Below are 11267 nucleotides of genomic sequence, written 5' to 3' on the forward strand. Positions count from 1 at the left end.
AGCGTAGTGAGGGAGTGAAAAATGGCAAATTGCTTCTTTTCCATGTCGTCTACCAAGCCAACCAATTTTGGCGTTCACGCTGCCGATGACGATGATATACGGTGCGGTGTCGCGGAGCGAGTTCCAGGATTTGCTCCTGCTTGGGCGGCAGTTCCTTAGCTACTGTGTCCTTGATACGTCTCGTTGCCAGCGCCCGGATCCGCCGGCACAATTGTTTTTGCTTGTCCACATCCCCTTCCTTCTCACCAGGCTGGCAGTAATAGCCCTATGAACTACGTCGACAGCGGGAGCGGTTCCGTGGCGGTAGTGGCAAAAAGCCACCACAGCTCCATCGGGTTGCTTTGCATGCGTGTGCCAGTGCTGACCAACTTGAATGGGGCAGGGAATGACCTCAAAAGCTGGCTGGAATCAGTGAGATGCTTCTTCAAAAAGTCGGCCTCGTCCAGGATCAATCCCGCACATTTCCGGCTTTCATAGGCTTCATTTTCTGGGCGGAAAAAATGCAGGAGGTACTGACGACGTCGGCCCCGCTCACCGCTGAGACCACATGGGTTCTACTTTTTGCGCAGCTGGTCGGTAATTGCCCTGGTGTTCAGGGCTGGCGCAGAGCAGCTGGGCTCGGCCGCCCTGTTGGATATCACCGAGGTGGGTGCAACCACAGGGTTGACAGACACCACCTTGAACACCGGGGACCACAACAACCGCGATGACCCAACAAGTCCGTGACGCTTGCCAAAGGAGCTGACCAACCATGGCAACAAGTCTTCGTCGGGACCACTTCAAAGCCTGCTTCCGCCGTCGTCGTACATCATGACCACAGTTAGTTCGCACCAGATTGCATTCACTCATGAGTGCAGTGCGGGCACCTTCCATGGCAAAAAGTCCACCATATTATTTGCGGCTGCCGACCGTGCAACTTTCCGGGCTTTCCCTCCGATTCATGGACGAACACCCCGCGTTGTACAAGTTAAGCCAGCAAACCGAGTTCACCTTCGTTGGGACACTGCGCTTGCATTACACCCGGATCGATGGAGGTAGCGTTGACGGTCTCGACGCCGGTTAGCTGACCAGAAAAGTGGAACTCCTAGCCCCTGCGGTGGGGGTCTGAGCGCTGATAAGTATCGGTGAGAACCTCGGCATACAGTGGGCACTCCGGCAGGAAGGCGATATGGAAACCACAGGCGACTGACGACTAGCTATACCTGAGTAAGTTTTCAAGTGAATAATGGATTAGCTTGGACCCGCACTGGTACCCGAGCCTGCACCACCGGCAGCAATTAATGACAGGAGAACCAACCATGAACCAAAATGAGTACAAGCAAGCACCTCACGAGGGGCGCCTTTTGGGGCGAACTGCCCTGGTAACTGGAGGGGCCAGCGGCATCGGCGAGGCTTGCGCACGGGCCTTTGCCGCCGAGGGCGCCGTAGTTACTGTCGCAGATGTGAACAAAGCGGCAGCCACTGAACTTGCAGACCAAATTGGCGGCGATGTGTGGGCCGTTGATTTAAGCGACACGAAAGCACTTGAAACGTTGGTATTGACCACCGATATTTTGGTGAACAACGCCGGCATCCAGAGCATCGCACCGATCGAAGAGTTCGTACCTGACACGTGGCGACTGATTCACAAAATCATGCTTGAAGCCCCCTTTCTCCTAATCCGCGCCGCACTGCCAGGCATGTACGCACGCGGGTTTGGACGCATACTCAACGTCTCCTCAGTGCACGGACTACGTGCCAGCGCCTTCAAAAGTGCGTATGTGGCAGCAAAACACGGCATGGAGGGCCTCTCAAAGGTCACAGCATTGGAAGGCGGAGCACACGGGGTCACCAGCAACTGCATCAATCCCGGCTACGTCCGCACACCGCTTGTGGAGAAACAGATCACCGAGCAGGCGAAAGTGCATGGCATCCCCGAGTCCGAGGTCATTGCCAAAATCATGCTCACAGAAAGTGCCATCAAACGGCTCGTTGAACCAAACGAGGTGGCTTCATTGGCCACCTGGTTGGCAACAGCAGAGGCCGGCATGGTTACGGGCGCCTCATACACAATGGACGGCGGCTGGAGTGCGCGATGACCCAACCGATGCTCTGGAGCGGTGCAGTTAAATCAATCACAGGTAGTGAGACACGCTCGAGTGCCGTCTCGTCGCGTTGGTGCTGATCCACCGCCGTCCTAAGCCGGTCTCTTTCTCAACCGAATTACCTTGACTATTCACGTCTCCATTCTGCCCTCACCTGGCATTGACCCCCCTGTAGTGATATTTACATGGCGCACGATTCGCAAGGGCAGGCCCACCCTTGGGACCCTCCGCCAGCTAGGGGCATTGGCTCATGCCACGGCCACTTGCCCCGTGGCATGATACATGCTGCAGCATTTGCGGAGCTTTTTTTGCGCAGCTTTGTTCCTGTAGGCCCGAACGGCTCATTCGAAGAGGTGCCGGACTCTACCAAGATGACTATGTTGGTCGCTGCGCAGAAACAGTAGCTCGGTTCACGGTCTTTCAGGTTCCTGAGGCTGACCCTTGCACGATCGTGATGGACTCTGCCGGAGCCGGAGCCGCCGCCACCGGGGTGGCCGGATCGATTACTGCCCTATTGCCAGCAGCTTCCGGTTCGCAGTCCACGCGGACTTGCCACCACGCCGGATGCCAGTACGTCTCCGAAAAACGCCTCGAGCATGAATATAACGTACAAGAGAAGAATCACCTCAGTGGCCAATGCCCCAGACGGGCGCCCCTTTGGCCGTTGGCGGGTTGTGGCTGTCTGAGAACCCTATGCAGCTGATCAATGCGGGGCGGCCCCAGCGCACAACCGGGCCCTGTGTGGTCTCCACTAATTATCGTGTAGATGACGGGCTCGATTGGAGCTCTTGACTGCCGCGCTTAGGCATACGTACTTTCTCGCATGGGAGTGGGTCCCCTATCAAGTTGAGTCCGACGTCGACCTTGATCTCATCAACGCAGGGAAAGAAACAATCACGATACCCCCTGGCGATACCTTCCTAGACTCTGTCATAAGATTCGGCACGATCCGTGGTGGACAGGATCGTCACCGGCCAAGCCGTTCTGGATATAACTGACAATGGACTTGCCCTTGTTGAAACTGCGCCGGGGGTCAATATTGAGAGCATTCGCGCTGCCACGGGCGCCCATTTCAGCGTTTCTGAAGATCTGCTGGAATCAAGCGCCAACTAGCCTGCCCAAACAAAATTAACTTCCACTAAGAAGTAGTTAGATTTTTTAACTAGGTCTATTATTCTGCATTCCCAAGCACTATGGTTACAGCAAGTGCAAGATCTAGTTCACAGGCAACAATGCCCGCGAACTCATCCCCGGCACCCCTGCTGAGCGTTCCGCTCGGGCAGCATTGCTACTTGGAGGAACTGCCATGACTGACAACCAAGCATTAGCCGATGATTTCCGTTCCGTCCCGGTCAGCGACTGGTCCGACCTAGGCCAACAACTCTGGTCGTACCTAACCGGTCGAGGTGCCGTGGTCAACTACACTTTCGTGGATATGAGCGTTGAGGTGCCACGCGATATCGGTCCCGACGCCCCACGAGCCACGTGGAAGTTCAATGGGACGCTGCGAGTGACAACCAGCGACAATGAAAGCGCCCCCGTTGCAGGCCCTAAGTCCTAGGTGATGTGCCATGCGCTTCGACATTGACCTTGAATTTTCCGCAGAACTTCCCGCTGAAGCCGGCAAGGAAGCCGCCGCAGTCAACGGCACTATCAAGGCTGCGGGACAGGAAATTAACATTCACACTGACAACACTTCCCTGTTCCGGCTCGGTTCCCGGAGGAATTTGGCCGTCATTAAAGAGTTGGCGCAGTCCTTGGCCAAACGCGGCATTGTTGTGAACGTTTCGGTTCCCGAGGGAACCATTGTCAGCGTGGGTGCTGTGGATGTCTCACCCCTACAGCGCCTTCTGACCACCTCAGCCCACATCAAACCGGGCAAGTCGAACACGTGGGCAACTGTTGTCAAAGCGCAAACTACCGGCGGACTGAAAGGGCGCCTGATGCCCCCGTCAACCCCCTTCCCCTTGGTGCCTACTTTTCAGAAGTCGTACCGCATGAAAGCCACCACCACGCACTATGCACGCGGCGGCGGACGGCCCAGGCTTATTTTCGTTCGGGATAGTGAAACCTGGGATGGGCGTCCACCGAAGGAGTACAACCTCACTGAGGATTCAACTGTTATTGGCAGCGGTGCCGATGCTAATTTCATACTGCCGGAGCTGGCCCAGAAGCACGGCCGCGTAGATCATACGGACCAGGACGAATACGTCTACTTCGATGAACATGACACGTCCATCAATCCGGGTGGGCGGATTCTGCGAACAGGGGCGAGATTACTCTTGGGACCGTGGCGGATGGTGTTCTTCCGTGAAGAATATGCGGATCATGGGCGCCCTTTCGGCGGGCGGACCGGAGGCGAGTTCTCCAGAATGCAGCGCCCACAATTTGATCCCCGAACAGGACAAATTGAGTACGACGCCGTTTCCGGGCTAGGTGATCCGCGCCGCCAAGAATATCCAGACCCTTCGTAACGGCAGTCAATAACGGCCACAGAAACAACGGCTACCCGTAACCAACCATAAGACTTGGCAGCTGTGCAGATCCCCCATCTGCGCAGCTGCCAACTTTTTAGCTTGTTGCCAACTTATCCTCAACGGTGTCCTCATCCAGCCCCCGAGCGGGATCGGAGCCCCCTTCACCCTTCCCCAGTGACAGCGTGGCAAAAAGGCCCAAGGTAAGAAACCCTGCGGCGAAGTATGCGGAGTATTTTGTTCCATTGGAAAAGGCTGTCCGTGCCGCGTCCGCAACGCCTTGGGTGGCAGGATCTTTAGCAAAGCCTGTAATAGCGGCGCCGGAACTTTCCACGACTGCGGTGACGATCTTTGACTTGGCAGCTTCAGGAATATTTTGCTCATCCAGCGCATGTGACAGCTGGAGCGTGGACGTTGAGAATAAAACAGTTCCCAGGATAGCTATGCCGAGTGCAGAACCAACTTGTCTGGCGGTGCTTTGGGTTCCAGAGGCTTGGCCGCTTTTGAGCTGCGGGACGTCTTTGAGCACCACGCCAGTCAATTGTGCCGTTGCCAGCCCAACGCCAAGTCCGTAGACGAAAAGGAATGGCACAAGGGCTCCCCACGGAGTGGTGGAGCTGATCACCAGGCCAAGGAATGCCACCCCGAGAATCTCCATAGCAATACCCACCCGGACAATTGTCACTGCCTGGATCTTGTTCCCAAAGGCGCCCGCAAATCCGCTGGCAGCAAACGATCCTGCGGCCAGAGGTAGTAAGAGCAGCCCGGTCTGTAGTGCCGAGTAGCCCAACACGTTCTGTAACCAAATGGGCAGTGACAAGATGATTCCAAACTCGCCCAAGCTCACAATCATGGCCGCAATGTTGCCATTGCGAAACGAAGGGATGGAAAACAGGCTGAAGTCCAGCATGGTGCTTGCCCCGCGCCGTGCACGGGCGCGACCCAAAGTGATAAAAAGAGCAACCGAGAGGATGCTAACGGTGAAGGCCACAGGCACGGCAGAGAGCCGAAATGGCCAATCCCATGCACCCAGCTTGAAAGGCTTGTTCACCAACCACCAACCATAGTTGCGACCCTCAATGAGTCCGAATACTAGGGTTGCGCTGGCCAACATTGAGAGCACTGCACCGCTGAAGTCGAGGCGCTTGGCAGAATCCGTGTCCCGTGACTCATCGACGGCCAGCAGAGTGCCTACAACAATGATGATGCCCAGGGGAATATTGATACCAAATGCCCATCGCCATGAATATGACGTGGTCAGCCAGCCTCCTAAGAGCGGTCCAACGGCTGACATGCCACCTATCGTGGATCCCCAGACCGCAAAAGCCAACGCTCGTTCCTTGCCACGAAACGTGGAGTTGATGATTGAGAGTGTGGTGGGAAGAACCATAGCCCCACCTATGCCCTGCAAAATCCTGGACCCAATGAGTAAATCGGCGCTTTGACTGGTAGCAGCCAGGACTGATGCCACCGCAAAGATGCTCACTCCGAGCAGAAGCAGCCGCCGGCGGCCGAACCGGTCCGCAAGAACACCAAAAACCAACAAGAGTGCGGCGAAAACGAGGGTGTACGACTCTTGAATCCATTGAACCTGAGTGGAGGAGGCGCCAAGATCCTCCACGATCGAGGGAATGGCAACGTTGACAATGGTGGAATCAACAATGATCAAGGAGACGGCGAGACTGATGAAGATCAGACCAAGCCATTTTCTTTTAGCACTATGGCGCATCTAAGTCACCGATTCCTTATTCTGATCACCGAAATTACTTAGATAATCATATTACTAACTCATGGAATCAACAATGCCGGCGTAGTCTCCCGCCAAGCCTCGAGGCGACGAAGCGCGTGGGCCGAGGAGCTGCCCGGCTCTGCCGTGTAAACGAACATGGAAAGTGCCCCTTCTCCCGGCAGGGAGAGTGTCTCGTAGATAAGATCCATGTCCCCGACAATCTCGTGATGAATCTTCTTCACCCCGGACTGGTGCTCGTGAAGATCATGGGCAGCCCAACGGAGGCGGAAGTCCTCCGAGGCAGTAGCCAGCTCACCGATCAGCCCGGTCAGGTCCTTATCGTGCGGATTGCGCCCGGCCGCAACATGCAGCATGGCAACGCTGTAGCTGGCCATCTGGTCCCAGTCCACATAAAACCGTTGCGATTCCGGGTCAAGGTGGATGTAGCGAGCGTGATTTAGCGTGCCCTTGGAACCCGCGATGAGCCCGGTATACAGCGCCCTGCCCAGCGCGTTCATGGCAACAATGTCTCCTCTGCCATTCTGGACGACGGCGGGCATTTGCGTCATCTGGTCCATGACCAGTTGGAGGGTGGCGCGGACAGCAAGTGCCGGCGAGCGCCGTCGTACTGGTTTTGGTGCTCCGCTGTGGACCCCACGGGTGAGGAGAAAAAGGTGCCGACGTTCCATCTCGTCCAAGCGCAGGGTGCGCGCAATCGCATCTAGGACAGCGTCTGAGGCCCCAACGGCATTTCCGCGTTCCAACCGGGTGTACCAACTGAGGCTAACTCCCGCCAGAGCAGCGAGTTCTTCTCGGCGCAGCCCAGTTACACGGCGCTTACCACCTGCAGGCAGCCCGTAATCCTCTGGTTGGATCTTCGCGCGGCGAGAGGTCAAAAACTCGCGCAGCTCTGTTTTGTTATCCATGGATATGACTCTACGGCCAGTACCGCTCAAGAGGCAGTCATTGCCAATGCCCCCATCAAGGCGAACTCCCCCGCAGCCAAAAAACCGCTCAAATTACCGCCCCGCCACGGTAGCGTCGAGAACACAACGCGCCTTGGGGCGCCACTAATACACAACACTTCGGAGATGTTATGACTACCGCACGCGCTTACGCTGCTACCTCCCCCACCGAACAGCTTGTTGCCACGAGCATTGAACGCCGTGACGTGGGACCGCACGATGTCCTGATCGACATTGCCTACGCAGGAGTCTGCCACTCCGACATCCACACAGTACGAGGCGACTGGGGTCCCATCGCTTACCCGCAGGTAGTGGGCCATGAAATTGTTGGCACCGTCTCCGCTATAGGCTCAGATGTCAGCCGCCACGCGATGGGAGATCGGGTGGGCGTGGGCTGCATGGTCAACTCCTGCCGCGAATGCGTCAACTGCTTGGCGGGCATGGAGAACTACTGCCTCAAGGGCAACACAGGCACCTATGCCGCCACTGATCGCGATGGCACCATCACACAGGGCGGCTATGCCACCAATATTGTGGTCAACGAGGACTTCGTGCTCAGCGTCCCGGAGAGCATCCCTTACCAAGCAGCAGCTCCCTTGCTCTGCGCCGGCATCACTACCTACTCACCATTGGCCCACTGGAATGCTGGCCCGGGCAAGAAGGTTGCTGTGGTTGGCATGGGCGGGCTTGGGCATATGGCCGTCAAGATCGCCCACGCCATGGGCGCTGAAGTCACCGTGCTGTCCCAGTCGCTGAGCAAGCGAGAAGATGGACTCCGCTTCGGTGCTGACCACTACTACGCAACCAGCGAAAAAGGCACCTTTGCGGAACTCAAGAGCACCTTTGACCTCATCATCAATACCGTCAGCGCTCCGGTAGACCTGGGTGCTTATGTGTCCCTGCTCCGCCTTGACGGCACTATGGTGAACGTTGGCGCACCGGCAGAGCCGCTGCCGATCTCTGTCTTCTCCCTTATGGGTAACCGCCGCTCCTTCGCCGCGTCAGGGATTGGTAGCGTGGCCGAGACGCAGGAAATGTTGGATTTCTGCGCCGCACACAACATCGCTCCTGAGATTGAACTAATCGACGCCTCCGAGATCAACGAAGCCTACGAGCGGATTCTTCGCTCAGATGTTCGCTACCGATTCGTCATCGACGCCGCAACTATCTAAGCAACGCTGAAGCGCTGCACCCGGAAGTTCAAGCGGGCGCGTCGGCAACGGTACAAAGTGGCCTCCCTCTTTGTACCGTTGCCGACTGAAGCCTCAATTGGAACACTACCGGGCTTGGACTGCTACCGGGCTGGGGCGTCCTCCTTAGTGCAAAGCCAGACCCAGATTATTCTCTTAGCTGCAGCCACTCATCCGACCCACAGAGTGGGTCATGCTGGCCGCCGGCAGTTTCTTCCACACCACATCGTTGCAGGTTCATCGCAGTCAAAGACGTAGAGCGGCAGTGCACGAATTTCAACGCGACAGTCAGCCGGGAAGAGCTCCATCGCCTTGAGCGCGATTTTGCGAGCAAAGGAGAGCCTCAGCCCTATCCACGATGGACAGCGGTAACAGCAAGGCAACAATGGCGCACGGGAACCAAGCCCGCGATGGAGCATGGAGCCATGGCCCTCTTCCAATCGGTGCGCGACGACGACCAGCAAACAGGAACTTCAATGAGCCCTAAGGACAAGCCCCAGCGCTCCTGGTGTCTGGAAGCACGCAAAGTCTCCATCGGCGTCGAGCTCGGCGCCTCTGCCGGTACGTTTACATACTCCTAGTCTCCGAAACTAAGTGCTGTACCGCGCGGCGCCGCCTCCATAGGCTTAGTCTTCCATTTCAGCAAGTAGCTCCGTGCAGCTAATGACGGTGCCGTTCATATCCAGCGTGGCGCTCTGGTCTTCGACGAGGAATTCGCGGATCACTCGGCATTCGGTGAGACCCCCGAGGGCAGAGATGGCTTCATTCTTAAGTTTCACGTGCAAAATACTGCCCTGCCAATTTGCGTCACCGTCCAGAGCGGCTCCGATCGCGGTGGCAATGCCATCCTTGGTGTTGCCGTTACTCACCAATTTATCCTCTGCCGCCGCATTGGCAGTGTTGCCAGGGTTGCCAGGCTTGGTGGGAACTAAGGGCGGCGCCACACTCGTGAGGTCTTCTTGTTGCGGCTCTGAATCGGATGCGCTGCTGCATCCAACTGCGCTGCCGGTCAGGAGCAGAACACAGCCAAGCGCCATCAAGTACTTAACAAAGACCTTCATCGCTGCTCCCAAGGTAGTCATCACCAAACAAGCGCGGACCGTTGCGCCCGTATCACCCTGACCATAGCAGGGCTGCTGGAACTAAAGTTGAGCGATTCTGCCATGACCAAACAACTCACCTCGGCGCGGGCTAGTCCCCCGCTCCTTCGGCACAGGTTACATAGGTGCCCTGAGTCCCGGAAGGAGCCGCGTTGGTTGTGACATATGAACCAGCACGGCTTGGTTGTGGTGCTGCTGTGCTCACATAGGTGCCCGTCACTTGATCCGTGCGAGGCGCACTGGTAGTCACATACCCTCCCCGATGACTGCGCATGGTCATTTTTGAATTTTTATCAGCGGCAAATGACTCTGTTGTGTCGGCCTGGTCGGCCACCAGGAAACGAATGAGTGGGTGACGCAATGAAATGAAAGAAGTCTTCAAGAAAGTTCCTTTGGAAATGATGGGATGAGGGCGCAACAAAGCACGCCACGTTGAATGGTGGGGCCAAGGCAGCATGAAGTAACTACTGCCAGGAAAGATTCGTCGCTAGGGCAACGGTCTATGGGGCGTCGATGCCCAGTTGGCACTTGGAGCACAGGCCCCAAAAAGTGATCTCCGCCGACTGGATGGCGAAGCCATTCACGTTCGACGGCGTGAGGCACGGACTTGCGCCAATGACACAATCCACATCCTCTACGCTCTTGCAGTTCAGGCAAACCACGTGATGGTGGTTGTCCCCTACCCGTGCCTCGTAGAGTGCTGATGAGCCCGCCGGTTCGATCTTTCGGACTAAACCGGCCGTAACTAGTGCCGCTAAAACGCCGTAAACAGCCTGCACGGAAGTTTTAGGCAATGAAGTGACAATGTTCGAAAAAACCGAATCTGCATCCAGGTGCCCCCGACCGGTGAGAACAGCAAGAACAGCAACCCGGGGGGCTGTCACTTTCAGTTGAGCTGACCTAAGCCTGCCTTCCAGAATTTCTTGTGTTTCATGTTTGGCCATAACCCAATACTAGCAGTTGTTTTGAATTACTCAAAACAACTGCATGTATCTTTAGCGAATCCCTAATCCTGTCCTCCAGATGGCGACCAGGCGGCGCAGACAGAATTCTGGCATATACGCTGGCACCATGACAGCCATCTTTGATGAAAATTACTGGAACGATCGGTACTCCAAGCATGAAAGGGTTTGGAGCGGGAACCCCAACCCGCAACTACTGGCAGAAACTTCAGGCTTAGCGCCAAGGACTGCGCTTGATGCGGGCTGCGGCGAAGGTGCAGACTCTATCTGGCTTGCCGAGCATGGCTGGCACGTCACAGGTGTGGATATTTCCACTGCGGCCTTGGAGAAGGCTGCTGCGCACGCAGCAACTCACTTACTTTCTGGTTCCATTACGTGGGAGCACCATGACTTTTTTACGTGGTCGCCTACATCAGCTGCCTTCGACTTGGTGTCGGCGCAGTTCATGCACCTACCCAAAGCCAGCCGGGATCCCATATTTTCCCGGCTGGCCGACGCCGTCACAACTGGCGGGACGCTGCTGATCGTGGGGCACTCGCCGTCGGACGCTGACGCCGGCTTCCACCAACACTTTGGGACAGACTTATTTTTCACGGCCGAGCAGTTAGCCGCCGCTTTGGATCCAGAGGCTTGGGAAATTGTGACCACAGATTCCCGTCCCAGAAAGACCTCGGGGCGCGATGGTGAGTCCATCATCATCCACGATGAGGTTCTGCGGGCTCGCAGGAATAGCTGAACAGTCAGCGTTTCCGCCGTCGAGCTA

At 56.5% G+C, this 11267-nt stretch carries 15 protein-coding genes; 9 read left to right on the top strand and 6 right to left on the bottom strand.

The genetic code is table 11. From position 1 onward, the window contains the following. Positions 1-49 precede the first annotated feature (49 nt). Positions 50-229 carry a hypothetical protein gene (locus AAFM46_RS13400; protein WP_283532249.1) on the bottom strand — a complete coding sequence of 60 codons (180 nt, stop codon included), beginning with the start codon at positions 227-229 and terminating at the stop codon, positions 50-52. A gap of 332 nt (positions 230-561) precedes the next feature. Between AAFM46_RS13400 and AAFM46_RS13405 the strand changes: the two genes are divergently transcribed. The 6 genes from AAFM46_RS13405 (at position 562) to AAFM46_RS13430 (ending at position 4558) form a co-directional block, all read left to right on the top strand. Beyond that, positions 562-726, top strand: coding sequence for a hypothetical protein (locus AAFM46_RS13405; RefSeq protein ID WP_283532248.1), 165 nt, complete (start codon positions 562-564; stop codon positions 724-726). A gap of 214 nt (positions 727-940) precedes the next feature. Continuing rightward, complete coding sequence (locus AAFM46_RS13410) at positions 941-1063, top strand: hypothetical protein (protein WP_283532247.1); 123 nt, start codon at positions 941-943, stop codon at positions 1061-1063. 235 nt (positions 1064-1298) lie between these two features. Beyond that, entirely contained in the window at positions 1299-2078 is a 780-nt protein-coding gene (locus AAFM46_RS13415; protein ID WP_343318323.1) for a 3-hydroxybutyrate dehydrogenase, read from the top strand. Between the two features lie 957 nt (positions 2079-3035). Next, a complete protein-coding gene (locus AAFM46_RS13420) occupies positions 3036-3197 on the top strand; it encodes a hypothetical protein (RefSeq protein WP_343318324.1) in 162 nt (53 codons plus the stop codon). A gap of 193 nt (positions 3198-3390) precedes the next feature. Continuing rightward, positions 3391-3645, top strand: coding sequence for a hypothetical protein (locus AAFM46_RS13425; RefSeq protein WP_283532245.1), 255 nt, complete (start codon positions 3391-3393; stop codon positions 3643-3645). A 10-nt stretch (positions 3646-3655) separates the two neighbouring features. Continuing rightward, positions 3656-4558: an FHA domain-containing protein gene (locus AAFM46_RS13430; RefSeq protein WP_283532244.1), complete on the top strand. Its 903-nt coding sequence runs from the start codon at positions 3656-3658 to the stop codon at positions 4556-4558. 97 nt (positions 4559-4655) lie between these two features. Here AAFM46_RS13430 and AAFM46_RS13435 read toward each other — a convergent pair whose 3' ends face one another. Together AAFM46_RS13435 and AAFM46_RS13440 are read right to left on the bottom strand one after the other, a co-directional pair. Beyond that, positions 4656-6287, bottom strand: coding sequence for a DHA2 family efflux MFS transporter permease subunit (locus tag AAFM46_RS13435; RefSeq protein WP_343318327.1), 1632 nt, complete (start codon positions 6285-6287; stop codon positions 4656-4658). A 59-nt stretch (positions 6288-6346) separates the two neighbouring features. Then, entirely contained in the window at positions 6347-7213 is an 867-nt protein-coding gene (locus AAFM46_RS13440; protein ID WP_343318329.1) for a helix-turn-helix transcriptional regulator, read from the bottom strand. Positions 7214-7383: 170 nt separating this feature from the next. On the opposite strand from AAFM46_RS13440, the gene AAFM46_RS13445 reads away from it, so the two are divergent. Further along, complete coding sequence (locus tag AAFM46_RS13445) at positions 7384-8424, top strand: NAD(P)-dependent alcohol dehydrogenase (RefSeq protein WP_343318331.1); 1041 nt, start codon at positions 7384-7386, stop codon at positions 8422-8424. Positions 8425-8867: 443 nt separating this feature from the next. Then, a complete protein-coding gene (locus AAFM46_RS13450; RefSeq protein ID WP_343318332.1) occupies positions 8868-9023 on the top strand; it encodes a hypothetical protein in 156 nt (51 codons plus the stop codon). 45 nt (positions 9024-9068) lie between these two features. On the opposite strand, the gene AAFM46_RS13455 is transcribed toward AAFM46_RS13450, so the two are convergent. The 3 genes from AAFM46_RS13455 to AAFM46_RS13465 form a co-directional block, all read right to left on the bottom strand. Continuing rightward, positions 9069-9524, bottom strand: coding sequence for a hypothetical protein (locus AAFM46_RS13455; RefSeq protein ID WP_343318334.1), 456 nt, complete (start codon positions 9522-9524; stop codon positions 9069-9071). A 109-nt stretch (positions 9525-9633) separates the two neighbouring features. Further along, a complete protein-coding gene (locus tag AAFM46_RS13460; RefSeq protein WP_343318335.1) occupies positions 9634-9924 on the bottom strand; it encodes a hypothetical protein in 291 nt (96 codons plus the stop codon). Positions 9925-10042: 118 nt separating this feature from the next. After that, positions 10043-10486 (bottom strand): Fur family transcriptional regulator, encoded by a 444-nt coding sequence (locus tag AAFM46_RS13465; protein WP_343318338.1) that lies wholly within the window; start codon positions 10484-10486, stop codon positions 10043-10045. Between the two features lie 127 nt (positions 10487-10613). Between AAFM46_RS13465 and AAFM46_RS13470 the strand changes: the two genes are divergently transcribed. Next, positions 10614-11240 carry a methyltransferase domain-containing protein gene (locus AAFM46_RS13470; protein ID WP_343318340.1) on the top strand — a complete coding sequence of 209 codons (627 nt, stop codon included), beginning with the start codon at positions 10614-10616 and terminating at the stop codon, positions 11238-11240. Positions 11241-11267 lie beyond the last annotated feature (27 nt).

This window comes from Arthrobacter sp. TMP15, assembly GCF_039529835.1.
GTDB lineage: Bacteria > Actinomycetota > Actinomycetes > Actinomycetales > Micrococcaceae > Specibacter.